General features: G+C 64.7%; 21 protein-coding genes, 1 tRNA gene and 1 pseudogene. 9 read left to right on the forward strand and 14 right to left on the reverse strand.

What is annotated here, in order from left to right; translation table 11 throughout:
* Window positions 1-86: 86 nt before the first annotated feature.
* The 4 genes from AC25MA_RS01785 to AC25MA_RS01800 form a co-directional block, all read right to left on the reverse strand.
* Window positions 87-338 (reverse strand): DUF1653 domain-containing protein, encoded by a 252-nt coding sequence (locus AC25MA_RS01785; RefSeq protein WP_028692740.1) that lies wholly within the window; start codon window positions 336-338, stop codon window positions 87-89.
* Window positions 339-416: 78 nt separating this feature from the next.
* Window positions 417-1,592, reverse strand: a complete 1,176-nt coding sequence (fadA, locus tag AC25MA_RS01790) for an acetyl-CoA C-acyltransferase FadA (protein ID WP_486971748.1) — start codon at window positions 1,590-1,592, stop codon at window positions 417-419.
* A 31-nt stretch (window positions 1,593-1,623) separates the two neighbouring features.
* Window positions 1,624-3,771: a fatty acid oxidation complex subunit alpha FadB gene (gene fadB / locus AC25MA_RS01795; protein ID WP_486971749.1), complete on the reverse strand. Its 2,148-nt coding sequence runs from the start codon at window positions 3,769-3,771 to the stop codon at window positions 1,624-1,626.
* Between the two features lie 473 nt (window positions 3,772-4,244).
* Entirely contained in the window at window positions 4,245-4,682 is a 438-nt protein-coding gene (locus tag AC25MA_RS01800) for a hypothetical protein (protein WP_028692743.1), read from the reverse strand.
* Between the two features lie 110 nt (window positions 4,683-4,792).
* On the opposite strand from AC25MA_RS01800, the gene AC25MA_RS01805 reads away from it, so the two are divergent.
* The gene (locus AC25MA_RS01805) at window positions 4,793-5,236 is read left to right on the forward strand and encodes a universal stress protein (RefSeq protein ID WP_028692744.1); all 444 of its coding nucleotides are present in this window, start codon (window positions 4,793-4,795) and stop codon (window positions 5,234-5,236) included.
* An 81-nt stretch (window positions 5,237-5,317) separates the two neighbouring features.
* On the opposite strand, the gene AC25MA_RS01810 is transcribed toward AC25MA_RS01805, so the two are convergent.
* The gene (locus tag AC25MA_RS01810; protein ID WP_062359591.1) at window positions 5,318-7,249 is read right to left on the reverse strand and encodes an ATP-binding cassette domain-containing protein; all 1,932 of its coding nucleotides are present in this window, start codon (window positions 7,247-7,249) and stop codon (window positions 5,318-5,320) included.
* Between the two features lie 207 nt (window positions 7,250-7,456).
* Here AC25MA_RS01810 and AC25MA_RS01815 point away from each other — a divergent pair, with 207 nt between their 5' ends.
* A complete protein-coding gene (locus AC25MA_RS01815; protein WP_028692746.1) occupies window positions 7,457-9,385 on the forward strand; it encodes a transglycosylase SLT domain-containing protein in 1,929 nt (642 codons plus the stop codon).
* A 61-nt stretch (window positions 9,386-9,446) separates the two neighbouring features.
* Here the strand turns inward: AC25MA_RS01815 and AC25MA_RS01820 are convergent, their stop codons facing one another.
* Both AC25MA_RS01820 and AC25MA_RS01825 read right to left on the reverse strand, forming a co-directional pair.
* Entirely contained in the window at window positions 9,447-10,250 is an 804-nt protein-coding gene (locus AC25MA_RS01820; protein WP_028692747.1) for an MOSC domain-containing protein, read from the reverse strand.
* Between the two features lie 40 nt (window positions 10,251-10,290).
* Entirely contained in the window at window positions 10,291-11,220 is a 930-nt protein-coding gene (locus AC25MA_RS01825) for a chemotaxis protein CheV (protein ID WP_486971750.1), read from the reverse strand.
* Window positions 11,221-11,558: 338 nt separating this feature from the next.
* On the opposite strand from AC25MA_RS01825, the gene AC25MA_RS01830 reads away from it, so the two are divergent.
* From AC25MA_RS01830 to AC25MA_RS01840, 3 genes are all read left to right on the forward strand, one after another.
* Window positions 11,559-12,059, forward strand: coding sequence for a hypothetical protein (locus AC25MA_RS01830; RefSeq protein WP_036986768.1), 501 nt, complete (start codon window positions 11,559-11,561; stop codon window positions 12,057-12,059).
* Between the two features lie 378 nt (window positions 12,060-12,437).
* A complete protein-coding gene (locus AC25MA_RS01835) occupies window positions 12,438-13,334 on the forward strand; it encodes a sensor histidine kinase (protein ID WP_028692750.1) in 897 nt (298 codons plus the stop codon).
* Window positions 13,324-13,983, forward strand: coding sequence for a response regulator (locus AC25MA_RS01840; RefSeq protein WP_062359593.1), 660 nt, complete (start codon window positions 13,324-13,326; stop codon window positions 13,981-13,983). The genes AC25MA_RS01835 and AC25MA_RS01840 overlap by 11 nt, the downstream gene beginning before the upstream one ends.
* Here the strand turns inward: AC25MA_RS01840 and yegS are convergent.
* Window positions 13,967-14,854, reverse strand: coding sequence for a lipid kinase YegS (gene yegS, locus AC25MA_RS01845; RefSeq protein ID WP_213883409.1), 888 nt, complete (start codon window positions 14,852-14,854; stop codon window positions 13,967-13,969). The two genes, AC25MA_RS01840 and yegS, sit on opposite strands and share 17 nt — an antisense overlap.
* 266 nt (window positions 14,855-15,120) lie before the next feature.
* Between yegS and AC25MA_RS01850 the strand changes: the two genes are divergently transcribed.
* Window positions 15,121-16,575 (forward strand): mannose-1-phosphate guanylyltransferase/mannose-6-phosphate isomerase, encoded by a 1,455-nt coding sequence (locus AC25MA_RS01850; protein ID WP_028692753.1) that lies wholly within the window; start codon window positions 15,121-15,123, stop codon window positions 16,573-16,575.
* A 63-nt stretch (window positions 16,576-16,638) separates the two neighbouring features.
* Complete coding sequence (locus tag AC25MA_RS01855; RefSeq protein WP_486971751.1) at window positions 16,639-17,874, forward strand: glycosyltransferase family 4 protein; 1,236 nt, start codon at window positions 16,639-16,641, stop codon at window positions 17,872-17,874.
* Here AC25MA_RS01855 and AC25MA_RS01860 read toward each other — a convergent pair.
* Window positions 17,863-19,083 (reverse strand): molybdopterin molybdotransferase MoeA, encoded by a 1,221-nt coding sequence (locus AC25MA_RS01860; RefSeq protein ID WP_028692755.1) that lies wholly within the window; start codon window positions 19,081-19,083, stop codon window positions 17,863-17,865. The two genes, AC25MA_RS01855 and AC25MA_RS01860, sit on opposite strands and share 12 nt — an antisense overlap.
* Window positions 19,067-19,606, reverse strand: a complete 540-nt coding sequence (moaB, locus tag AC25MA_RS01865; RefSeq protein ID WP_028692756.1) for a molybdenum cofactor biosynthesis protein B — start codon at window positions 19,604-19,606, stop codon at window positions 19,067-19,069. Before moaB ends, AC25MA_RS01860 begins: the two co-directional genes overlap by 17 nt.
* A gap of 170 nt (window positions 19,607-19,776) precedes the next feature.
* Between moaB and AC25MA_RS01870 the strand changes: the two genes are divergently transcribed.
* Window positions 19,777-19,998 carry a YgdI/YgdR family lipoprotein gene (locus AC25MA_RS01870; RefSeq protein ID WP_028692757.1) on the forward strand — a complete coding sequence of 74 codons (222 nt, stop codon included), beginning with the start codon at window positions 19,777-19,779 and terminating at the stop codon, window positions 19,996-19,998.
* Between the two features lie 81 nt (window positions 19,999-20,079).
* A tRNA-Pro gene (locus AC25MA_RS01875) sits at window positions 20,080-20,156 on the forward strand.
* A 105-nt stretch (window positions 20,157-20,261) separates the two neighbouring features.
* Here AC25MA_RS01875 and mqo read toward each other — a convergent pair.
* The 4 genes and pseudogenes from mqo to AC25MA_RS01895 all read right to left on the reverse strand — a co-directional run bounded on the left by mqo (window position 20,262) and on the right by AC25MA_RS01895 (window position 25,684).
* Window positions 20,262-21,827: a malate dehydrogenase (quinone) gene (mqo, locus tag AC25MA_RS01880; RefSeq protein WP_028692758.1), complete on the reverse strand. Its 1,566-nt coding sequence runs from the start codon at window positions 21,825-21,827 to the stop codon at window positions 20,262-20,264.
* Window positions 21,828-22,106: 279 nt separating this feature from the next.
* On the reverse strand, window positions 22,107-22,874 hold the full coding sequence (locus tag AC25MA_RS01885; protein WP_371877805.1) for a methyl-accepting chemotaxis protein: 768 nt from the start codon (window positions 22,872-22,874) through the stop codon (window positions 22,107-22,109).
* A gap of 165 nt (window positions 22,875-23,039) precedes the next feature.
* A pseudogene (locus AC25MA_RS01890) lies at window positions 23,040-23,249 on the reverse strand (methyl-accepting chemotaxis protein); the annotation flags it as partial.
* 671 nt (window positions 23,250-23,920) lie between these two features.
* Entirely contained in the window at window positions 23,921-25,684 is a 1,764-nt protein-coding gene (locus AC25MA_RS01895; RefSeq protein WP_486971752.1) for an ABC transporter transmembrane domain-containing protein, read from the reverse strand.
* Window positions 25,685-25,824 lie beyond the last annotated feature (140 nt).

The following is a 25,824-nucleotide window of genomic DNA, read 5'->3' on the forward strand; positions in this document are numbered from 1 at the left end:
CTGAATCTGAAGATGAAAAACGCGTCAGGTGCCGGACGCGGCACCGCTATATATAGTGGCAAAAGAGTGAGGTCAAGCGTGGTCGATCACTCGTGCGCCTTGCCAAGCCGCTCGCCCAGCCCCTCTTCGGCCTTGACCAAAGCAAAGCGTGGCACCTGCTCGCCGTCAACCTCGACGGACTCCTGGAACATCGAAAGTGGCCTGACCCAGTAGCTGTAGTCACCATACAGGCACTGGTAGAAGACCATCCATTCTTCGCTTTCGGAATGCCGCGCCGCACTGAACACGCGGTATTCAGGGCCTTTGTAATGCCGGTACACACCAGGTTGTATCTGCATGTCACTCGCCCTCTTGAACAAATCCTGTAAAAAACAAAAGCCGGGGCACATGGCCCCGGCTGCTGTCCCGCAACGCGATCAGACGCGTTCGAAGACAGTGGTGATGCCTTGGCCCAGGCCGACACACATGGTGGCGACGCCCAGGGTACCGCTATTTTGCTTCATGACGTTGAGCAGGGTGCCGGAGATCCGCGCACCGGAGCAACCGAACGGGTGGCCCAGAGCGATGGCGCCGCCGTGCAGGTTAACCTTCTCATCCATCTTGTCGAGCACTTTCAGGTCCTTCAGCACCGGCAGGGCCTGTGCGGCGAAGGCTTCGTTGAGCTCGAAGAAGTCGATGTCGGCGATGGTCAGGCCAGCGCGCTTGAGGGCTTTCTGCGTCGCCGGGACCGGGCCGTAGCCCATGATCGCAGGGTCGACACCGGCCACCGCCATCGAGCGAATCACCGCCAGTGGCTGGATCCCCAGGTCCATGGCGCGCTGGCCGGACATGACGATCATGCACGAGGCGCCGTCGGTGATCTGCGAGGAGGTACCCGCGGTGACGGTGCCACCTTTGGGGTTGAACGCAGGCTTGAGCGACGCCAGGCCTTCGAGGGTGGTTTCCGGGCGAATGGTCTCGTCGTAGTCGAAGACCTTCAGGAAGCCGTTCTCGTCATAACCCTGCATCGGGATGATCTCGTCCTTGAACTTGCCCTCGACCGTCGCCTTGTGGGCGAGCTGGTGCGAACGCAGGCCGAACAGATCCTGTTGCTCACGGGTGATGCCGTGCATCTTGCCGAGCATCTCGGCGGTCAAGCCCATCATCCCGGAAGCCTTGGCGGCGTGCAAGGACATGTGCGGGTTGGGGTCGACGCCGTGCATCATGCTGACGTGGCCCATGTGCTCGACGCCACCGACCACGAACACATCACCGTTACCGGTCATGATCGCCTGTGCGGCGGTGTGCAGCGCGCTCATCGACGATCCGCACAGGCGGCTGACGGTCTGGGCGGCGGAGGTGTGCGGGATCTGGGTCATCAGCGACGCCATGCGGGCGATGTTCCAGCCCTGCTCCAGGGTCTGGTTGACGCAGCCCCAGATCACGTCCTCGACTTCCTTCGGATCGACCTTGTCGTTGCGCTCCAGCAGCTTGCTGATCAGGTGCGCGGACATGTCCTCGGCGCGGGTGTTGCGGTGCATGCCACCCTTGGAACGGCCCATCGGCGTGCGACCGAAGTCGACAATCACCACGTCTCTTGGATTCAGGCTCATATCAATATTCTCGCTCTAGCTCGTTGGGCGCTCAGTTGAAGAAGCGCTGGCCGTTCTTGGCCATTTCGCGCAGCTTCGCAGTGGGGTGGTACAGCGGCCCCAGGTCGGCGTACTTGTCGGCCAGTGCGACGAACTCGGCGACCCCGATCGAATCGATGTAGCGCAGCGCGCCACCGCGGAAGGGAGGGAAACCGATACCGTAGACCAGGCCCATGTCGGCTTCGGCGGCGGTTTCGACGATGCCGTCTTCCAGGCAGCGCACGGTTTCCAGGCACAGTGGCACCATCATCCAGTTGATGATGTCCTCGTCGCTGACTTCACGCTGCTCGAAGATCACTGGCTTGAGCACGTCGAGCACGCTGGCGTCGGCGACTTTCTTCGGTTTGCCGCGCTTGTCGGTCTCGTAGGCGTAGAAGCCCTTGCCGTTCTTCTGACCGAGGCGGTTGGCCTCGTAGAGGGCGTCGACGGCGGAGCGACGATCGTCCTTCATGCGGTCCGGGAAGCCTTCGGCCATCACATCGCGGCCGTGGTGGCCGGTGTCGATGCCGACCACGTCCATCAGGTAGGCCGGGCCCATCGGCCAGCCGAACTTTTCCATGACCTTGTCGATGCGCACGAAGTCGACGCCGGCGCTGACCAGCTTGGCGAAGCCGCCGAAGTACGGGAACAGCACGCGGTTGACCAGGAAGCCCGGGCAGTCGTTGACCACGATCGGGTTCTTGCCCATCTTCTTGGCGTAGGCCACGGTAGTCGCGACCGCGACTTCACTGGACTTCTCGCCGCGGATGACTTCGACCAGCGGCATCATGTGCACCGGGTTGAAGAAGTGCATGCCGACGAAGTTTTCCGGGCGCTTGAGCGCCTTGGCCAGCAGGTTGATGGAGATGGTCGAGGTGTTGGAGGCCAGGATGGCATCTTCCTTCACCTGGCCTTCCACTTCAGCCAGTACCGCTTGCTTGACCTTCGGGTTCTCGACCACGGCCTCGACGACGATGTCGACGTTAGCGAAATCGCCGTAGGACAGGGTCGGACGAATGGCGTTGAGTGCCTCGGCCATCTTCGCCGGGGTCAGGCGCCCCTTCTCGACGCGCTTGCCGAGCAGCTTGGAGGCCTCGTTCAGGCCCAGCTGGATGGCTTCCTCGCGGATGTCCTTCATCAGGATCGGCGTGCCCTTGACCGCCGACTGGTAGGCGATGCCGCCACCCATGATGCCAGCGCCGAGCACGGCGGCCTGCTTCACGTCGTGGGCGATCTCGTCATGGGCCTTGGCCTTGCGCTTGAGCTCCTGGTCGTTCAGGAACAGGCCGATCAGGCTCTCGGCGACCGAAGTCTTGGCCAGCTTGGCGAAGCCGGCGGCTTCGACTTCCAGGGCCTTGTCACGGCCGAAGTTGGCAGCCTTCTGGATGGTCTTGATGGCCTCGACCGGCGCCGGGTAGTTCGGGCCGGCCTGGCCGGCGACGAAGCCCTTGGCGGTCTCGAACGCCATCATCTGCTCGATGGCATTGAGCTTGAGTTTTTCCAGCTTGGGCTGGCGCTTGGCCTTGTGGTCCAGCTCGCCGCTGATGGCGCGCTTGATCAGGTCCAGGGCACCGGCCTGCAGCAGCTCGGGCGCCACCACGGCGTCGACGGCGCCGACCTTCAGGGCGTCCTCGGCACGGTTTTCCTTGCCCGAGGCGATCCACTCGATGGCGTTGTCCGAGCCGATCAGGCGCGGCAGACGCACGGTGCCGCCGAAGCCTGGGTAGATGCCCAGCTTGACTTCCGGCAGGCCGATCTTGGCGCTGCTGGACATGACCCGGTAGTCGGCGGCCAGGCACATCTCCAGGCCGCCACCCAGGGCAATGCCGTTGATGGCGACGACGGTCGGCACCTGCAGGTCTTCGAAGTCATTGAAAATGCGGTTGGCTTCCAGGTTGCCGGCGACCAGTTCGGCCTCGGGCAGCTTGAAGTTGTCGACGAATTCGGTGATGTCGGCGCCGACGATGAACACGTCCTTGCCGCTGCTGACGATCACGCCCTTGATCGAGGCAGCGCCCTTGATCACGTCCACGGCCTGACGCAGCTCGTTCAGAGTGAGACGGTTGAACTTGTTGACGGACTCACCCTTGAGGTCGAACTTCAGTTCGACGATGCCGCTTTCAAGAGCCTTAACCGTGATGGCTTTACCTTCGTAAATCATCAACTGATCTCCACGATATGGAAGCTGAACAGTACACGTCGAACGCTGGCGCAAGAGCCGGTCTACCGGTCACTCGCTCCAGGCACACCCGTCGACGCGCTAATCGGGATTCTGTAAGAGCCGTCTGACATACAAACGCTCAATTCATACGCCCGTTTGACTTGGGTGTGCACACATTCTCCGAAATGAACGGCGTTGTCAAATGCTCGCGAACACCGTGAAAACGCGACTTTCCAGTCATCTTCTACCCACCGGGTACGAAAAATGATGACAGTGATCGCCGACCATTCATGTCAGCGATCGACCATCACCGACGGCGAACGGCGCTTTTTTCTAAACGCATTCGCCAACGATGGCTACACTGGGCCTGCATGAAAGTGTTTCCGGCCTGCCTGGCCCTTTTCTGCACTGCAGAACGCAAAACGGCGCGCAAGAGCATGGTTGCTCCTGCGCGCCGTTTTGCGTTGATCAGGTTAGGCGAGGGTATCGAGGGCCTGGGCAATATCCTGCAAAACAGATTTATCGCCCCGCTCGCTCCAGTACAGGGCGATCATGCGCCGGTCGGCCTCGACCTTGTAGACGGTTGCCGGCAGACGAGCGAAGACCTCGGCCAGACGCGGCTCCTCGCAGGGTTCGCGCCACTGGTTCCACCACACGCCCGGACTGATCTGCCAGTAGCACCAGCAGTCCTCGCGGCCCTTGCGCCGCGCCCGGTGGTATTGCGGACAGGGGCTGGGCGGCTCCTTTTCCAGCCAGTGCGGCCACTGCTGCGGTGCCAGCTGCATGGCCAGCCCCATGCGCCGCCCCTCCAGGCGCAGGTTCATCTGTTCGCTCTGCTTGCGCGACTGACGCAGCCAGGCCAGCGGGCTGAGCATCAGCGCAAGGATTGACACCACTAGCCATACCGTCATATCTGTAGACCTTATAAAGCGTTGCAAATGAGCGGGTTATCCAGGTTTCACGCACGCCCGGCCCGAAAGCGACCATACTTCTACTATCGCGATTGTCAGGAGTACTGCACATGTCCTACGAACATCTTCTGGTCGCCGTCGACCTGACCGAAGAATGCGACCCGGTGATCAAGCGGGCCAAAGCCATCGCCCTGGCCAGCGGCGCCAAGGTATCCCTGGTGCATATCGTCGAACCCATGGCCATGGCCTTCGGCGGCGACGTGCCAATGGACCTTTCGCAGTTGCAGCAGCAACAGTTCGACCAGGCCAAGGAGCGCATGGACCGTCTGTACAACAAGTATCCGGACATCAATCGTGGCGATTCCCACCTGGTCTACGGCCAGCCGCGACAGGAAATCCACCAGCTGGCCAAGGATCAACACTGCGACCTGATCGTGGTGGGCAGCCATGGCCGCCATGGCCTGGCGCTGCTGCTGGGCTCCACCGCCAATGACGTGCTGCACGGCGCGCCGTGCGATGTTCTGGCGGTGCGGTTGCAGAAGAAGGCCGAGTAAGCCTGTAATCGCGGGGCAGGCCCGCTCCCACACAGCTCGTCAGACGGGGCTGCGTGGGAGCGGGCTTGCCCCGCGATGCGTTCAGCCTTCCAACTCGGCCCAGCGCTCCACCAGCACGTCCAGCTCGCCCTGCAGCTTCTCCAGCTTGGCCAGCACTGCTGAGGTTTCATCGATAGGACGCTGGTAGAAGTTCGAGGCATTGACCTCTTCCTGTACCTCGGCCATCTGCTGTTCCAGCGCATCGATCTGCCCTGGCAGCGCCTCCAGCTCGCGCTGCAGCTTGTAGCTGAGCTTCTTCTTGCTGGCATCGGCAGCAGGCGCGACGGCAGCGGCAGGTGCCTGCTCTTCCACCGTCTTGGCTACCACCGCGCTGTTGAGCTCGGACTTGCCGCCCTTGCTCTCGGTCACGCCCAGCAGTTTCGGCGAACCACCCTGGCGGATCCAGTCCTCGTAGCCACCGACGTACTCGCGCACACGGCCCTCACCCTCGAACACCAGGGTGCTGGTCACCACGTTGTCGAGGAAGGCCCTGTCGTGGCTGACCATCAGCACCGTGCCCTTGTAGTTGGACAGCACTTCCTCGAGCAGCTCCAGGGTCTCGACGTCGAGGTCGTTGGTCGGTTCGTCCAGCACCAGCAGGTTGGCCGGCTTGCTGAACAGCTTGGCCAGCAGCAGGCGCGCGCGCTCGCCACCGGACAACGCCTTGACCGGCGTGCGCGCACGCTGCGGACTGAACAGGAAGTCGCCGAGGTAGCTCAGCACGTGGCGGTTCTGGCCATCGATCTCGATGAAGTCGCGGCCTTCGGCCAGGTTGTCGATGACAGTCTTTTCCAGGTCCAGCTGATGGCGCATCTGGTCGAAGTAGGCCACTTCCAGCTTGGTGCCGCGCTCGACCTTGCCAGACGTCGGCTCCAGGTCACCGAGCATCAGCTTGAGCAGCGTGGTCTTGCCGGTACCGTTGGCGCCGAGCAGGCCGATGCGGTCCTGGCGCTGCAGTACCATGGAGAAGTCCTTGACCAGTTTCGGGCCATCCTTGTGGGCGAAGCTGACATCTTCCAGCACCATCACTTGCTTGCCTGACTTGTCAGCCACTTCGATCTGGATATTGGCCTTGCCCTGGCGCTCACGGCGCTCGCTGCGCTCCACGCGCAGCGCCTTGAGCGCGCGTACGCGGCCTTCGTTACGGGTACGCCGGGCCTTGATGCCCTGGCGAATCCACACCTCCTCCTGGGCCAGGCGCTTGTCGAACAGCGCGTTGGCAGTGGCCTCGGCGGCCAGCTCAGCCTCCTTGTGCACCAGGAAGCTGGCGTAGTCGCCGTTCCAGTCGATCAGCCCGCCACGGTCCAGCTCGAGGATGCGTGTAGCCAGGTTCTGCAGGAAGGAGCGGTCGTGGGTGATGAACAGCACCGCGCCGTTGAAGCCGCTCAGGGCCTCTTCCAGCCAGGCAATGGCGCCGATATCCAGGTGGTTGGTCGGCTCATCGAGCAGCAACAGGTCGGGCTCGGACACCAGTGCCTGGGCCAGCAGCACGCGACGGCGCCAGCCGCCGGAGAGCTCGGCCAGGGTCTTGTCGGCCGGTAGCTGCAGGCGGCTCAGGGTGCTTTCCACCACTTGCTGCAGGCGCCAGCCGTCGCGGGCCTCCAGCTCATGCTGGACGTGCATGAGCTTTTCCAGGTCGTCATCGCCGTGGATGTTCTGGCTCAGGTGGTGGTACTCGGCCAGCAGCTCGCCCACGCCATCCAGGCCTGCGGCCACCACGTCGAACACACTGCGCTCGTCGGCCACCGGCAGTTCCTGCGGCAGCTCGCCGATCTTCAGCCCCGGCGCGCGCCAGATATCACCGTCGTCGGGCTTCTGCTCGCCCTTGACCAGGCGCAGCATGCTCGACTTGCCCGTGCCGTTGCGGCCGATGATGCACACCCGCTCGCCACGGGCGATCTGCCAGGACACTTTGTCCAACAGCGGCATGGCGCCGAACGCGAGGGACACATCGCTGAATTTGAGCAGGGTCATGATCATCTCCAAAAACCGGGCGCGCATTCTACCTGACTTGCCCCTTCACGACATCAAAAGCCCATCGCCGGCAGCAGGGCGTCGGATAACAACTCGATACAAGCACAGTGCTTTCACCCGCCACCGGCAAACGGCTAAGCTAGACACTAATACCCAACAGTGCTGGCTCCGCCGTCACTTTCCATGGTTCTACTGCCCGGACGTATCATGCGCAGCCGCCTGTTACAAATTGCTTCCTGCCTGCTGCTCACCGCCACCGCCGCGAGCGCCGCACAGGCCGTCGACATCACCCAGCAGCGTCAGTACTACGACGAGGCCAAGCGCGCCCTGGCCAAGGGCGACAAGGGTCCTTACCTGCGTTACGCGCAGGCGCTGCGCGATTATCCGCTGACACCCTACCTCACCTATGACGAGCTGACCGCCCGCCTGAAGAGCGCCAGCAACGAGGAGATCGAGGGCTTCCTCAAGGCCCACGGCGACCTGCCCCAGGCCAACTGGATGAAACTGCGCTGGCTGCGCTGGCTGGCTGAACGCGGCGAGTGGAACACCTTTACCCGATACTACGACCCCAAGCTCAACTTCACCGAGCTGGATTGCCTCAACGGCCAGTACCAGCTCTCCCACGGCCTGCGCGCCGAAGGTTTCGCCACCGCCGACAAGCTGTGGAACGTCGGCAAGTCGCAGCCCACCGCCTGCGACACCCTGTTCGCCATGTGGGCCGCCGAAGGCCAACTGACCGAGGCCAAGCGCTGGCAGCGCGCCAAGCTGGCGGCCCAGGCGCGCAACTATGGCCTGGCCAACAGCCTGGTCAAGACCCTCACCACCCTCGCCCCCCAGGGCAAGCTACTGATCGACGTGGCGCAAAAGCCGGAGTTGCTCAACCAGCCATCGCGCTTCACCCCGGTCAACGAAGCCATGTCCGACGTGGTCAGCCTCGGCCTGCGCCGCTTGGCCCGCCAGGACCCCGAGCAGGCCATGGCGCTGCTCGACGACTACGCCCAGCGCATGCACTTCTCCCGTGACGAGAAGGTCGCCATCGCCCGCGAGATCGGCCTGACCCTGGCCCGGCGCTACGACCCGCGCGCCCTCGACCTGATGACCCGCTACGACCCCGAGCTGCGTGACAACACCGTCAGCGAATGGCGCCTGCGTCTGCTGCTGCGCCTGGGCCGCTGGGAGGACGCCTACGAGCTGACCAGGCGCCTGCCCCAGGACCTGGCCAGCAGCAACCGCTGGAAGTACTGGCAGGCACGCAGCCTGGAACTGGCACAGCCGAACAACCCGCAGATTCCGCTGCTGTACAAAACCGTCGCCCGCGAGCGCGATTTCTACGGTTTCCTCGCCGCCGACCGGGCGCAGACGCCTTACCAGTTGAACAACAAGCCGCTGGCACTCAGCCAGGCGGTGATCAATAAGGTCCGCAACACCCCGGGTGTGCGTCGCGCCCTGGAGTTCCATGCCCGCGGCCAGATCGTCGAGGGCCGGCGCGAGTGGTACCACGTCAGCCGTCACTTCAACCGTGACGAGATGGTCGCCCAGGCCCGCCTGGCCTACGACATGCGCTGGTACTTCCCGGCCATTCGCACCATCAGCCAGGCCCAGTATTGGGACGACCTGGACATCCGCTTCCCCATGGCCCATCGCGACACCTTGGTGCGCGAAGCCAAGGTCCGCGGCCTGCATTCAAGCTGGGTGTTCGCCATTACCCGCCAGGAAAGCGCCTTCATGGAAGACGCCCGCTCCAGTGTCGGCGCCAGCGGCCTGATGCAGCTGATGCCAGGCACGGCCAAGGAAACCGCGCGCAAGTTCAGCATCCCGCTGGCCTCGCCGGCCCAGGTATTCAACCCGGACAAGAACATCCAGCTCGGCGCCGCCTACCTGAGCCAGGTGCACAGCCAGTTCAACGGCAACCGCGTGCTGGCCTCGGCCGCCTACAACGCCGGCCCCGGACGCGTACGCCAGTGGCTCAAGGGCGCCAAGCACTTGAGCTTCGATGTGTGGGTCGAGTCGATTCCGTTCGACGAGACGCGCCAGTACGTGCAGAACGTGCTGTCGTATTCGGTCATCTATGGGCAGAAGCTCAATTCACCGCAACCGCTGGTGGATTGGCATGAACGGTATTTCGACGATATGTGATCGAACCCTTTCGCGAGGCAAGTCGCATCGGCGCACCGATGTGACTTGCCTCGCGATGGCACTAATCGAGGACCTGGACGTCCATTCCCACCTGCAGCTGCCCCTCGCCATCCACCGCCAGGTTCTGGCCAAACAGCACATCCCCTTCCTTCTCGCGAAACGTCTTGAGCGTGGTCAACGGCTCGCGGTCCGGGCTGCGCTCGCCCGTGACGGGATCAAGGGTGGTGAGGATGCAGCGCACGCTCGGCTTGAGCACGCGGAAGGTCATGTCACCGATACGGATACGCTTCCAGCGGTCCTCGGCGAAGGCCTCGGCCCCCTCGACCACCAGGTTCGGGCGAAAACGCAGCATCTCCATGGGGCGCCCCACCCGCTGGCTCAGCTCATCCAGTGAGGCCTGACCGATCAGCAGCAACGGAAAACCATCGGGAAACGCTGCCCGGTCACTGTTGAGGCCGTAGCCGCTGGGCAGGTAGCGGGCCCGCTGTTCGGGGCAGTACACCAGCCTTACCGCCTTGCCCAGCAGGTCGCTGAGCCAGGCTGCAGCCGCATCGCCGGCATCGGGTACGCGCAAGGTGTCCCGCCAGATGGTGACGCCGCGCAGGGCCTCGTCGGCCGGCGGCACGGGCACCTCCAAGGGTGCCTGTCCCGGTGCCTGCAGCAGCAACTGGCCCTGCTCGCCGTAATCGGCGCCGACCTGCCCCAACCGGGGCCAGGCCCGCTGGGTCAGGAAGCGGCCATTCTCCTCCTCCACCACCAACCAGCGGCGGTCACCGTCCAGGCCCAGATTGCCGACCGCGGACGCTTGCAGGCCTTGGGCCCGCCCCGATTTTACCGGGTATCGATACAACGCACTCAGAAACATCCCTGCTCACCTGGTTGCCATTTAAAAACCAAGCTTACACCTAGGCGTGATCCATGTTCAGACGCTGACGCACCACATCCACCAGACGATCGGGCTGGAACTTGGACAGGAAGTTGTCGCAACCGACCTTCTTGACCATGGATTCGTTGAAACTACCCGACAGCGAGGTGTGCAGCACCACGTAAAGGCCACGCAGGCGCGGGTCGTTGCGGATCTCGGTGGTCAGCCGGTAACCGTCCATCTCTGGCATTTCGGCATCGGTGAAAATCATCAGCAACTTCTCGCAGACATTCTCCCCGGCGTCGGCCCAACCCTTGAGCAGCCGCAGGGCCTTGAGGCCGTCGCTGGCCACGTGCAGCTTCACTCCCAATTGCGACAGGGTGTCGCGCAACTGCGCCAGGGCCACGCTGGAGTCGTCTACCAGCAGCACTTCGCGGCCACGGGCGCGGGCCAGTACCGGGTCTTCCAGCTTGTCGCGGGACACCTTGGCGTTGTACGGCACGATCTCGGCCAACACCTTCTCCACGTCGATGACCTCCACCAGCTTCTCGTCGACCTTGGTGATCGCGGTGAGGTAGTGCTGGCGACCAGCGCTGGCCGGTGGCGGCATGATGGCTTCCCAGTTCATGTTGACGATACGATCGACACCGCCTACCAGGAACGCCTGCACCGAACGGTTGTATTCGGTGACGATGATGGTGCTGTCAGGACCCGGCAGCAGCGGGCGCATGCCGATCGCCTGGGACAGGTCGATCACCGGCAGCGTCTGGCCGCGCAGGTTGACCACGCCGCAGACGAAGGAATGGCGCTGCGGCATGAGCGTCAGCTTTGGCAGCTGCAGCACTTCCTGGACCTTGAATACGTTGATGGCGAACAACTGTCGGCCGGCCAGACGGAACATCAGGATTTCCAGGCGGTTCTCACCCACCAGTTGCGTGCGTTGGTCTACCGTGTCGAGAATGCCAGCCATTGGAAAGCCCCCAGGCGTGAGTCGGTAAAAATGAATGCATCCCCCTGTATCGGCGGATGCGCGCGTAGCTTGACCCCTGATGGAAAAAGCCGCTCCAGGTGATTGATATCACTTTACCATCATGCTTTACTGCTGCCACATCCCGCCGCGTCCCTCGCTCGCAACGAACAAACCACCTGAATCCTCATCAGGGAAACCCCTAGTAGCAATCGGGTGCAACCTGATGTTCGCAATATCCATTAGCCATTAATGTGACGCCATTCTCACTGCATGAACGGAGTCAGGCTTTTGCGAGCAATCATCTTGGTACGGCCAATCCCTGACCACGGGGCGCCATGATGGATAGCACACCACTGCACAACGCCGCCGTGGCGGCCTTTTTGCAGGACGCGCAGGTCCTGCTGGCCAGATCCCAGGAATGCCTGCAGCACCTGGAGCTGATCGCCAACGACCCGGACGCCTGCCACAGCCTCACCACTGCACTCGACACCCTGGCCCGCCGTGCAGACACGCTCGGCCTGCTCGAGGTCGCCCACTATGCGTTCGCCTTGCAAAAGCTGCTCGCACCCACCTGCGCCCAGCAGCACCTGCACGGCAGCAGCCTGCCCGCACTGGACGCCTGCCTGACCCTGCTCGACTGGCAACTGGAGTTGCTCGACCCACACACCGGCCAGCTAGGCATGGACACCGATGAACAGCGGCAGCTGCTGGGTGAACTGGCCACCGCACTGGGCCAGCCGTCCGTGCAGCTGTGCGCGGACTGCCAGCAGACGGGGGTGTTCTGCGCTCACCCCCATACAGTGGATAACGGTACCGAGGCTTGCGACCTGCAACACTAAAGCGAGCAACTGAGTCCCAACTAAGCCCGCACCCGGGTTAAACTTGCAAAGTTGGCCAAGTTTTTCCAAATGTGTTGGCAAAGACGAATTGTTAGTTATTCCACACCCAGCGGAAACATCATTTAATAATGGCACTCTGCTAGCCATCCCCCTCGCCCGACAGGCCCGCCACAGCCCGGAAAATACGAGCTTTCAAGCAGTTATCCCCCCGCGACCAAACTCAATCAAAGTGATAACATGCGTGCATTCGAACATGCGCGCCCAGGTTATCGGCCGATTGGATCCGCATCCGACACTTGATGAGTGGTGGAGCGGAAAAATCTCGGGGCAGACGCGTGCAATGCTAAAAACCGCTATAACTCAGTGGCTTCCTTATCTATGCTCCCACGCTTGAAGTTTCTCCAGCGTTGTCGCCCCCCCGTTGCCCTGCTGCGCTGGACGACCGCCCTGCTGTGCGTTGCATCGCTGGCGGCAAACCTGGTGGTGTACCTGAGCACTCAGCCCTTGTCGGCCAGCCAGCTGCTGCTGCAACTGCTGGCGATGCTCGGCGTCGGCTGGCACCTGCGCCACTGGGCGCGCTCGATCAGCCTGCGCCCGGCGGAATTGGCCACGCGCATGCTCAAGGTGCAGGAAAGCGAGCGCCAGCGACTGAGCCGCGAGCTGCACGACGATATCGGCCAACTGCTGACCGCCGCCAAGCTCCAGGTCGACTGGCTGCAACGCCGGGTACCGGCCGAGCTGCAGGAGCACTGCAGCACCCTGCGCAGCACCCTGGACCTGACCCTGAGCAACGTGCGCGACGTTTCCACCATTCTCAACCCGCGCCAGCTGGCCAGCCTGGGCCTGGAGGCAAGCCTGCGCGCGCACCTGCTGCGCACCCTGGAGAACACCGAGGTACACTGGAGCCTGGAATGCAACCAGCGCCTGGGCGGCATCAGCGAAGAAGTGGCCATGGCCGCCTTCCGCATTACCCAGGAGGCGGTCACCAACATGCTACGCCACGCCGACGCGCGTAATCTGGTGGTTAGGTTGCAACGCACCCCGGCCGGCCTGGCCCTGTCGATCCACGACGACGGCGGCGGCTTCGTTCCGGCCCAGTTCCCCGCAGAATACGGCCAGCGCGGCATGGCTGGCATGCAGGAGCGGGTGACCGCGCTGCAAGGCAGCCTGACCATCACCAGCCAGCCCGGCCAAGGCACCCAGATAGAAGCCCTCTTTCCGTGGCCACCCCGCAGCCAAGAACGCGCCAGGACCCCTGCCCCCGATGACCTGTAGATTACTGCTGGTGGACGATCACTCCCTGATTCGCGCAGGCGTCAGGGCACTGGTATCGGACATCCCCGGTTACACCGTGGTCGGCGAAGCCGACGACGGCAGCCAGCTCCTGGACCACGTGCTGCGCCTGGCGCCAGACATCGTCCTGCTGGACATTTCCATGCGTTCGACCAGCGGTCTGGACGCGCTGACGCAATTGCGCGCAAACGGTTGCACCTGCAAGGTCCTGATCCTGTCGATGCACACCGATCCGGAATTGATCATGCGTGCCTTGGAAAGCGGCGCCCACGGCTACCTGCTCAAGGACACCACGGCCACCGAACTGGAACAAGCGCTCACCGCGCTGCGCAACGACGAACGCTACCTCAGCCCGGCCATCGCCCACACCGTCATCAACCAGGCGCTGCTGCGCGCGCAGAACGGCCGCCAGCCGAGCAGCGAAGGCCATAACCTGACCGGTCGCCAGCTGGAGATCCTGCGCCTTATCGTGCGCGGCAAGTCGACCCGAGAGATCGCCGCCGGCCTGGGCCTGTCGATCAAGACCGTGGAGACCCACCGCTCGCAGATCATGAAACGCCTGCAGATCTACGACGTGGCGGGCCTGGTACTGTTCGCCGTGCGCGAAAAGATCATCAGCCTGGACGACTGAGCAGCGGCGAGCCCGCAGGCAAGTGCACGCGCAACGCCTGCGGCATGGCCTCGAAACGCAGGCTGGCGGCCTGCAGCGGCTCGCCGTCGAGGTTCATGTCCAGCCCCTGGGCGCCCTTGATGACCACCCAGGGCAGCCGCGCGCGAACGAACAGCCCGTCGCCGGCCAGCAAGTCGCGCAAGGCCCCCGCCACCTCCTGCGGCGCCGGCAGAATGCCGATATCCAGCAGGCCGTCATCCACCGTCGCCTCCGGGCACAGCACATGCCCGCCGCCGGCCTGGCGGCCGTTGCCGATGCCCAGCGCCAGCAATTCGCCCTGCCACTGGAAGCCGGGCCCCTGCAGTTCCACCGAGGCGGCCTGCAGCTCGCTGAAGCGTGACAGGCCGGTGAACAGGTAGGCAGCCGCACCCAGCACTTTCTTCAGGTCTTCCGAGGTGTTGGCCGTGACCTGGCTGCCGAAGCCCCCGGTGGCCATGTTCAAAAACAACTGGTCGCCCACCCGCCCCAGGTCGATCGGCCGCGCCGGCACCTCCAGCAGGTCGAGAGCCGCCTGCGGTTCGAGGGGCACGCCGGCCGCCCTGGCGAAGTCGTTGGCGGTACCCAGCGGCAACAGTGCCAGGCTGGCCTGGGTCGCGGCCAGGCCCATGGCTTCGGCCACATCACGCAACGTGCCGTCACCGCCACCGGCCACCACCTGGCCATAGCCCGCGGCCAGGGCCTCGCCGACCAGGCGCTGGGCGTCGCCGCCCTCCCAGGTCAGGCGCACATCCAGGGTCCAGCCCCGCTCGCGCAGCTGGCCCACCGCGGCTCGCACCTCTTCGTTGCCGGCCTGTTTGCCATGCAGGATCAACAGTGCCTTGCGCTCGCTCATGCCGTTCTCCCCGAATAGAAATGCCCTACCGCAATCTCGACCACTGCGACGAGCAGATTGCTCCCCGCTACGCCGAAAAACCGCCGCTTCACACAAATGCCATTGAAAGCCGAGCATCACAGGTGCATCATCTGACAAATATTTGGCCATCACGGACGAAGCCGACTCGAAAAGTCATTTTATTGACTTTGTGCCGCCAGACGCCTGACAGGTCGTGATTTCCGTGCATTGCGCCGCCCCCGGCGCCCTGATTCGAGGCTGTGACTATGAGCGTTCTGATCCCCTGCATCATCGCTGGCGGCGCCGGCACCCGATTGTGGCCGGTCTCCCGCGAGGCCATGCCCAAGCCCTTCATGCGCCTACCCGATGGCATGAGCCTGCTGCAGAAGACCTTCAGCCGCGCCAGCAGCCTGCCCGGCGTCGAGCGGGTACTCACGGTGACCAACCGCGAAGTGGTGTTCCGTACCCAGGACGAGTATCGCCAGGTCGGCAGCCAGCGCATCGCCCTGGACTTCATCCTCGAACCCTTCGGTCGCAACACCGCCCCCGCCATCGCCGCCGCAGCGCTGCACTGCGCCCGCCTGCATGGCGAGGACAGCCTGCTGCTGGTACTCCCCGCCGACCACCTGATCCAGGACCAGGACGCCTTCGAGGCGGCTGTCCAGCGGGCCATGGCCCTGGCCGCACAAGGCTGGCTGACCACCTTCGGCCTGCTGCCGACCCGCGCCGAGACCGGCTTCGGCTACATCGAACTGGGCCAGCCGCTCGACGGCGACAGTTACCGGGTCGCCCGCTTCGTCGAAAAGCCAGACACAGACACCGCCCAGGCCTACCTGGACGGTGGCCGGCACCTGTGGAACGCCGGCATGTTCTGCCTGCGCGCGGGCACGGTGCTGCAGGAGCTGCAGGCCCACGCCCCCGAGCTGCTGCACAACGTGACCCACTGCCTGGTGCAGAGCGCGTTCAAGGAGGGGGCGTGCGGCCAGCAGGTGGAACTCGACGCCGACAGTTTCGCGCTCGCGCCTGATATCTCAATCGACTACGCGCTCATGGAGCCCTCCACCCAGGTGGCCGTGGTGCCCTGCGCCATCGGCTGGAGCGATATCGGCAGCTGGGAAGCGGTGCGCGAGCTGCGCCCGGCCGACAGCCAGGGCAACCACTGCAACGGCGAAACCGTGCTGCATGACGTGAGCAACTGCTACATCGACTCGCCGCGACGGTTGGTGGGCGCGGTGGGCCTGGACAACCTGATCGTCATCGACACCCCCGACGCCCTGTTGATCGCCGACGCGGCGCGCAGCCAGGAGGTCAAGGTGATCGCCCAGCAACTCAAGCGACAGGGCCATGACGCCTACCGCCTGCACCGCACCGTGACCCGCCCCTGGGGCCTGTACACCGTGCTCGAGGAAGGGCCACGGTTCAAGATCAAGCGCATCATGGTCCGCCCCGGCGAATCGCTGTCGCTGCAGATGCACCATCACCGCAGTGAGCACTGGATCGTGGTCAGCGGCATGGCCTGCGTGACCAACGGTGAAGAGGAGTTTCTGCTCGACACCAACGAGTCGACCTTCATCAAGCCCGGGCGCAGCCATCGCCTGACCAACCCCGGCGTCATCGACCTGGTGATGATCGAGGTGCAGAGCGGCGAGTACCTGGGCGAAGACGACATCGTGCGCTTTACTGATATCTATGGACGCGCCCCGGCAGCAGCATCTGCTTGACTGCCAGCGGGCGCGTCTTGCCATCCAGGGCCGACACCCGGCCAACCGCGAGGATTCGGGCTCATGCGCATACTCTGGACCCTGCCCTACCTGCCCTGGCCCACCACCAGCGGCAGCAAGACCCGGCAATACCACCTGCTGCGCGCCCTGGCGCAGCATGGCCACCGGATCACCTTGCTGGTGCAGTCGAAGATCCCTTTGTGTGACGCTGCGCGCGAGACCCTGGAGCCCTTGGTGGAGCGCCTGCTGGTGCTGCCCCGGCGCCCACTGCACAGCCCGCTGAACCTGTTGGCCTCGCCCATTATCGACTACCCCATGCGGGCCATCATCAACGGCCTGGCACCGTGCCTGAGGCACCGTTTCGAGCAACTGCTGGACGAACCCTGGGATGTGATCCAGATCGAGCACAGCTACAGCTTCCAGCCGTTCGAGAAGGCCTTGCAGGCCCGCGGCCTGCCCTACATGCTCAGCGAGCACTACCTGGAATCGGTGACGGGCGCCGCCTGCCACGACCGCCTGCCCTTGTGGCTACGGCCATTGAACGCCTTCGACCGCTGGCGTTACCGGCGCTGGGAACAGCGGGTGCTGCGCCAACCCACGGAGGTGGTGGCGGTCAGCGCCCACGATGCCGAGCTTATCAGCCAGATCAGCGGCCGCCCGGTGAACGTGGTGGTCAATGGCGTGGACTGCGACCACTATCAGGACGTGCGCCCCACGCCGCACAGCCAGCGCCTGCTGTTCGTCGGCAACTTCGAGTACGGCGCCAACCTGGAGGCCATCGAATGGGCGCTGGAGGAGATCCTGCCCCAGGTGTGGATGAGCAATCCGGCGGTGCGCCTGGCCATCGCCGGCCACGCCCTGCCGGCCAGCTGGAAGCTGCACTGGAACGACCCGCGCATCGAGTGGGTGGGCTATCGTGCCGACCTGCGCGAGCTGCAACGGCGCTCGGCGCTGTTCTTCGCACCGCTGCGCCATGCCGGCGGCTCCAAAGTAAAAATCCTTGAGGCGATGGCCGCCGGATTACCGGTAATCACCACCAGCAAGGGCGCCTCGGGCCTGGCCATGAACAACGGCGAGCACTACCTGGGCAGCGACGACAGCGGCCAGCTGGCGCTGCTGGTCACCCAACTGCTCAACCAGCCATGGCGCATGTGCCAGCTCAGCGAGGTCGGGCGCCAGTTCGCCCGCCAGCGTCATGACTGGAGCGTCGCCGCCCAGCAGCTGGAGAACGTGCACATGCGCCTGACCCAACTGGCGCCGACCGGCGCGGCGGCCACCGGTAGCGTACTAGCCAAGTAGTTCGCTGAACGGGATGAATGTCACCGCATCGTCCTGTTGCGGCGTCGTGCCTTCGAGCACTTCCACCACGCCGTCGGCCCATGCCGCGCTGCGCAGCACACCGGAGCTCTGGTTCTTGTAGATGCGCACGCGACCGTCCTCGATGCGCGCCCGCAGGTACTCTCGGCGGGTTCCGGCCTTGGGCCAGTCGAAGCCCGCTGGCACGCTGAAGCGCAGCGGCGCGACATGGGCCACGCCCAGTCGGCGCAGCAGATAGGGCCGGGTCAGCAGGCCGAAGGTGACCAGGGTCGAGGCCGGATTGCCCGGCAGGCCGATCACCGGTACCCCTTGGTAATGACCGAAGGTCAGCGGCTTGCCCGGCTTGATCGCCAGCTTCCACAGCGCCAGCTCGCCCACCTCGCGCAGGGCCAGGCCGAGGAAATCGGCTTCGCCCACCGACACGCCGCCGGTGGACAGGATCAGGTCGACATCGCCCAGCCCGCCCAGGCACTGGCGGGTGCGCTCGAGATCGTCCGGGAGGATGCCGGCATCGACCACCGTGCAGCCCAGGCGTTGCAGCCAACTGACCAGCAGGCGTCGGTTGCTGTTGTAGATCTGCCCGGGGCCCAGGGCCAGGCCCGGCTCGACCAGTTCGTCGCCGGTCGACAGCACCGCCACCCGGGGCCGGCGCCGCACTTCGAGCGTAGCGAAGCCCAGGGTCGCGGCCAGGCCGAGCTGGATCGGACCCAGCCGCGTGCCGGCGCTCATCACCTGTTCGCCGACACGGGTTTCCTGGCCCTTGGGGCGAACGTTCTGCCCCAGCGCCAGGGGTTCAAGAAAGCGCACCCGGCCGTCTTCAAGCACCTTGGTGTTTTCCTGCATCTCGACGCAATCGGCGCCTTCCGGCAGCGGCGCGCCGGTGAAGATCCGTGCGCAGGTGCCAGGCTCCAGGGGCTGTGGCGCATGCCCGGCGAAGATGCGCTGGGTCACCCGCAGCGGTTCGCCCTGCCAGTCGGCCAGGCGCAGGGCGTAGCCGTCCATGGCGCTGTTGGGCCACGGCGGCAGGTCGAGGCCGGCCACCAGCTCATGGGCCAGGACCCGCCCTTCGGCCTCGCCCAGCGCTACGTGTTCGGTCTCGGCGATGGGCGCCGTATCGGCCAGCGCCAGCAGGCGCTCCAGGGCCTCTTCCACCGGCATCAAGGGCCGGGCCACCTCAACCACGGCTGTCACAGGCCGCCGCCTGCTTCAGGTGCGGCACGAAATTGCACGGCCGGTGACGGGCGTCCAGCTGCTCGGCGAGGATGCCGTCCCAGCCGGTGCGCACAGCGTTGGTCGAGCCCGGCAGGCAGCAGACCAGGGTGCCGTTGGCAAGCCCCGCCAGGGCGCGGGACTGCACGGTGGAGGTACCGATGTCGGCCACCGAGATCTGCCGGAACAGCTCGCCAAAGCCCTCGACCTGCTTGTCCAGCAGGCACGCCACGGCTTCCGGGGTGCTGTCGCGGCCAGTGAAGCCGGTACCGCCGGTGATCAACACCACCTGCACCTGGTCATCGGCGATCCAGGTCGCGACCTGGGCGCGGATCTTGTACAGGTCGTCCTTGAGCAGCACGCGCTCGGCCAGGCGGTGCCCGGCGGCGCCCAGGCGATCGACGAACAGCTGGCCGGAGGTGTCGGTGTCGAAGGTGCGGGTATCGCTGACTGTCAGCACGGCGATGTTCAGCGCAACGAATGGGGTATCTGCCTTGGCTTTCATGGGGGTCCGTCGCAGGGTAACTGGGAATGTGCGCTGTTATATCACAGGCGGCCTGCGGCGTTGTTCTTGGTCAATGCCGCCGCGATGGCGCTATGCTGGACTGTGCAAGGAACTTGCGTGGACGCCCTGCGTCTTAATGACATCTAGCACCATCGCACTGGAGAAACACGATGATCCAACGGACCCTTCCCGCCTTCCTGCTTGTCCTGGGCCTGGGCGCCCTCGCCGGCTGCGCCTCGCCAACCGTCATCACCCTGAACGACGGCCGCGAGATCCAGGCGGTGGACACCCCATCCTATGACGACGATTCCGGTTTCTACGAATTCGAGCAGCTCGACGGCAAGCGCACGCGTATCAACAAAGACCAGATCCGCACCGTCAAGGAGCTGTGATCCGGGAATGCTTTTGGACGCAACTCCTTTTTGCAACAAGGGGTTGCGTTGAAAAAAGCGATGCAGTAGCATTTTGCACATCGGAGTGTAGCGCAGCCAGGTAGCGCGTCTCGTTCGGGACGAGAAGGCCGCAGGTTCGAATCCTGTCTCTCCGACCATATCCCGCAAAAAACCCGCCTAGAGCGGGTTTTTTGTTGCCTGCGAAAAGCCCGGAGTAAGACAGGCCCGTGCCGTGACGCTGCATGGCACGGGCTTCTACTGCTTTACTCCGGCAACACCGGCACGTACAGCAGTTGCAGGCGCGCACTGCTCCACTCACGGGTCTTGTTGGTCAGCTCAAGGTCGTTGTTCAGCTTCTGGCCGTAGGTGGGCACGATCTGCTTGAGCTTGGCTTGCCACTCGGCGCTGTTGATCCGGTCCTTGAAGGTCTTCTCCAGCACGCTCAGCATGATCGGCGCGGCGGTCGAGGCACCGGGCGAGGCGCCCAGCAGCGCGGCAATGCTGCCGTCCTTGGCGGCCACCACTTCGGTGCCGAACTGCAGGACGCCACCGTGCTCGGGATCCTTCTTGATCACCTGCACGCGCTGGCCGGCCTGGAGCAGCTTCCAGTCTTCGTTCTTGGCGTTGGGGAAGTACTCGCGCAGCGCTGCCATGCGGTCATCGAAACTCAGCATCAGCTGGCCCATCAGGTAGGTGCTCAGGTCAATGTTATCGATCCCGGCATGCATCATCGGGCTGATGTTGTGGGTGGTCAGCGAGCTGAACATGTCCAGCAACGAGCCGTGCTTGAGGTACTTGGTGGAGAAGGTCGCGAACGGGCCGAACAGCAGCACTTCCTTGCCATCGATCACCCGGGTGTCCAGGTGCGGCACCGACATCGGCGGCGCGCCGACCGAGGCCTTGCCGTACAGCTTGGCCTTGTGGCGGGTGACCAGGTCGGCATTGTCGGTCATCAGGAACTGGCCACCGACCGGGAAGCCTGCATAGCCTTCGGCCTCCGGAATACCGGATTTCTGCAGCAGTTTGAGCGCACCGCCACCGGCGCCGATGAAGACGAATTTGGCTTTGACCGCCGACTCCTTGCCACCGTTGGCCAGGTCGGCCACCACCACATTCCAGCTGCCATCGTCATTGCGCACAATGTCGCGCACTTCATGACTCAGGTGCAGCTGCACATTGGGGTTGCGGGCCATCGAGGCGAACAGCTGGCGGGTAATCTCGCCGAAGTTCACGTCAGTGCCGATGGCCATGCGGGTCGCGGCCACCTTCTGCCCGGGGTCACGGCCTTCCATCACCAGCGGCACCCACTTGCGGATCTGCTCGTGGTCCTCGGTGATCTCCATGCCGCGGAACAGCGAGCTGTGTTGCAAGGCTTCGACGCGCTTGTGCAAGAAGGCGACGTTGTCATCACCCCAGACGAAGCTCATGTGCGGCACATTGTTGATGAACGAACGCGGGTTGCTCAGCACGCCCTGCTCGACCTGGTAGGCCCAGAACTGCTTGGATACCTCGAATTGCTCGTTGACGTTGACCGCCTTGCCGATGTCGATGCTGCCGTCCTTGCCGACGCTGGTGTAGTTCAGCTCGCAGAACGCCGAGTGGCCGGTGCCGGCGTTGTTCCAGGCGTTGGAGCTTTCCTCGGCGACCTGCTCCATGCGCTCGTAGACGTCGACCTTCCAGTTCGGTTCCAGCTCGGTGAGGTAGGTCCCAAGGCTTGCACTCATGATGCCGCCGCCGATCAGCAGGACATCGACGGACTTCTGTGGCTCCGCGGGCTTGGAGCAGCCGATGACGCCCAGGCACAGGAGCGTCAGCAGGATTTTTTTCATTAGCTCAATCCAATTGAAGTGAAGGACTGGCAGTCGTTGCCCCCGGCGTGCACGCCCGGATGTTGTTGTTCTGGTCAGCAGGAGTCTTGCGAAATCGGGGCACGATCGCCTCGGGCCGTGGCCCGGGGCGGCGTAAAGCAGAGAGTGTGCCAGGTTGGCCTGGGCCACGGCTGATACCGCCCCTAGCGTTCCCGGCTACCCAGTGGATGGCGACAATCCGCCACAGGCATCTGATACCGCATGCGAAACTGGCGGATTTCCCCACCCGCGAAGGCGATTTCAAGCGCTCAGGCGGGAAGTGACCTCGCCCAACTGCCCCGACAATCCGTGCAAGCGCTGCCCGGCCTGTTCGGTGTGCTGCACGGCCTCCTGGTTGGCGGTGGCGATGCGGGTGATCTCGACCAGGTTGCGCGAGATGTCCTCGGCGACGCTGGTCTGCTCCTCGGCAGCGGTGGCGATCTGCCGGTTCATGTCGCGGATCGCTTCAACCGCCGTGGTGATGCGCTGCAGCATCTGCCCGGCCTGCTGCACCTGCTCAGCGCCCTCCTCGCTGCGCTGCTGGCCGCTCTCGATGGCCTTGACCGCCTCCACCGCGCCCGACTGCACGGCCTCGATGATCTGGTGGATCTCGGCGATCGACGCGGCGGTGCGCTGGGCCAAGCTGCGCACCTCGTCGGCCACCACCGCGAAGCCGCGCCCGGCCTCGCCGGCACGGGCGGCCTCGATGGCGGCGTTGAGCGCCAGCAGGTTGGTCTGCTCGGCGATGCCGCGAATCACTTCGAGTACCTTGCCGATGCGCGTGCTGTCGTGCTCCAGGTGACGGATCACCGTCGCGGTACCGGCGATTTCGCGGTTGACCACGGCGATGGTGTCGATGGTCCGCTGCATGACCTGCTCGCCGGCCTGGGCACTGTGGTCGGCCTCGTCCGCGGCGCGGGCGGCGTCGGCGGCGTGGCGCGCCACTTCCTGGGCGGTGGCGGACATTTCGTGCATGGCCGTGGCGACCTGGTCGGTGCGCTGGAACTGATCGTGGGTGCCGTGGGCCATGTCGCCGGCGATGCTGCGCAGCCGGCCGCTGGCTGTTTCCAGCTCCTCGGCATTGTCCTTCAGGCGTCCGACGGTATCGGCGAGGAAGTCACGCAGCGTATTGGCGGCCAGCGCCAGGCGTCCCAGTTCATCCTCGCGGCGGCTGTCGACACGGGCGGCGAAACGCCCCTGGCTGAGCTGGGCGACATAATCGATCAGTTGGCGGATCGGCTCGACCAGACTACGGTTGACCAGCCACAGGCTGAACAGCCCGACCAGCACAGCTGAACCCAGCATTACCAGCACGCCCAGCCACACCGTGCGCTCGGCGCTGGCACTGATGGCGGCGGCACGCCCGAGGGCATCGGCGCGCAACTGCTCCACCAACGCGCTCATCTGGTCGCTGGTGGCACGGTCCACGCCCTTTACCGCCAGGTCGCCCGCCACCGGGTCGCCGCCGGCGGCCAGGAACGCCTGGCGACCTTGCGCGTAGGCCGAGCCCAGCTGCCGGTGGCTGGCCTTGAGCTGCTCCAGGCGCGCCCTGAGCGCTGGCTCGCTGCTGTCGATCAGTTGCCCCAGCAACTGCTGCACCTGCTGTTCGCGGGCCTGGAACTGCTGCCAGTACTTGTCCAGCTCCGCTGGCTGGCGACCACGCAACAGCACGTTCTTCCACTCCTGCACCTGGATCTTGAACTGCAGATTGGCTTCGTCTATCAGTTGCGAGGCACGCAACGGCCCGTCCACCAGCTCGGCATAGCCACGCACGCTGGACGACAGGAACTGGAAGCACACCAGGGCGATCAGCAGGATCGCCAGCAGGCTGCCGCCGAGCAGGGAGAGAATTTGCACTCTGAGGGATTTACGCAAGATTGCGGATCTCGGAACAAGGAAGAGGGAAAACGGCACACGACGGCACCGCCGACGGAGGCATCCTTGTCCTCTTTCGCTGGCCCGAAAACGCCGCCATCGGGCGATGGCAGCGAGGGCGAGCAACTGCGCAACAGCGAGGCAGATAGTCTCAGGCAATTGCTACAGAATTGTTACAAAACTGCGACAGCCATGGCCGCTCAGGCCGGGTTGAACTGCAGCGTCGCCAGGCGTGCGTAGAGTGGGCTTTGCTCGATCAGTTGTCGATGGCTGCCGACTGCCGCCAGTCGGCCTTTGTCGATCACCGCGATACGGTCGGCATGCTGCACCGTCGCCAGGCGGTGGGCAATGACCAGCGTGGTGCGCCCGGCCATCAACAGCGGCAAGGCCTGCTGGATCAGGTGCTCGCTCTGCGCGTCCAGGGCGCTGGTGGCCTCGTCCAGCAGCAGGATCGGCGCATCCACCAACAGCGCCCGGGCAATCGCCAGGCGCTGGCGCTGGCCGCCGGACAAGCCCACGCCGCCCTCGCCCAGCAGCGTCTGGTAGCCCTGGGGTAACTGGGCGATGAATTCATCGGCATGGGCGCTGCGCGCCGCCGCCTCGACCTCAGCCAGGCTGGCGTCGGGCCGGCCGTAACGGATGTTGGCCTCGACCGTGCCACGGAACAGTGCCGGTTGCTGGGCCACCAGGGCGAACTGGCGGCGCAGCTCGGCAGGCTCCAGCCCGGTGATCGGCTGGCCGTCGAGCAGAATCGCGCCGCCCTGTGGGTCGTAGAAGCGCAGCAGCAGGTCGAACAGGGTCGACTTGCCGGCCCCCGACGGCCCGACCAAGGCCACGGTCTCGCCTGGGCGGATGTGCAGGCTCAGACCATCGATGGCCGCCGCAGTGGGGCGCGACGGGTAGGCGAAGCGCACGTCGCACAACTGGATGTCACCCGTCACGCGCCCCTGCGCCAGCCCCTGCGCTGGCACTGGCGCCAGGATCGCCGTCTGCGCCGCCAGCAGCTCGGCGATACGTTCGGCGGCACCCGCGGCCCGTTGCAGTTCGCCGATCACCTCGCTCAGAGTGCCAAAGGCACTGCCGACGATCAGGCTGTAGAACACGAAGGCGGCCAGCTCGCCACCAGAGATGCGCCCGGCAATCACATCCATGCCGCCGACCCAGAGCATCACCCCCACCGCCCCAAGCACCAGCACGATCACCAGGGTGATCAACCAAGCGCGCTGGGCGATGCGCCGGCGCGCCACGCCGAACGCCGCCTCCACGGTCTCGGCGAAGCGCGCCTGGTCATGCCCCTGATGGTTGTAGGCTTGCACCGTCTTGATCTGGCCCAGGGTCTCGGCGACATAGCTGCCCACGTCGGCCACCCGGTCCTGGCTCTGCCGCGACAGGCTGCGCACACGCCGGCCAAACAGCAGGATCGGCGCCAGCACCAGCGGCAGTGCCAGCACCACGATGCTGGTCAGCTTGGGATTGGTGACAAACAGCAGGATCACCCCGCCCAGCACCATCAACGCGTTGCGCAGGAACATCGACAGCGACGAGCCGATCACCGACTGCAGCAAGGTGGTGTCGGCGGTCAGCCGCGACTGGATCTCAGAACTGCGATTGTCCTCGAAGAAGCCCGGATGCAGGCCGATCAGGTGGTCGAACACCGCCCGGCGGATATCGGCCACGCAGCGCTCACCGATCCACGACACCAGGTAGAAACGGGCGAAGGTCCCCACTGCCAGCGCCACCACCAGCAGCAGGAACAGGCCGATGGTCTGGTTGAGCTGGTGCGCCGAGCCGGTCATGAAGCCCTGGTCGACCAGCAGACGGATGCCCTGGCCCATGGAAAGGGTGATGGCGGCGGTGACCACCAGCGCCAGCAAGGCCAGCAGGGCCTGGCGGCGATAGGGACGAACGAAGCGCCAGCCCAGGTACAGGGCGCGGCGCTGGCGGGCAGAGATAGGATCGGGCATGGCGAGGGTGGTTCCATACGGAGACAAGACCAAGACTACCACTCGTCGGCCCTGTGCAACGTCCGGGAATACGACGCCGTCCCATGAACGAAGAGAACGACAGTGACTATGCCCATTCGTTCTAACCTGCGACTAGAGCT

This window comes from Pseudomonas sp. P65(2024), from assembly GCF_057480955.1.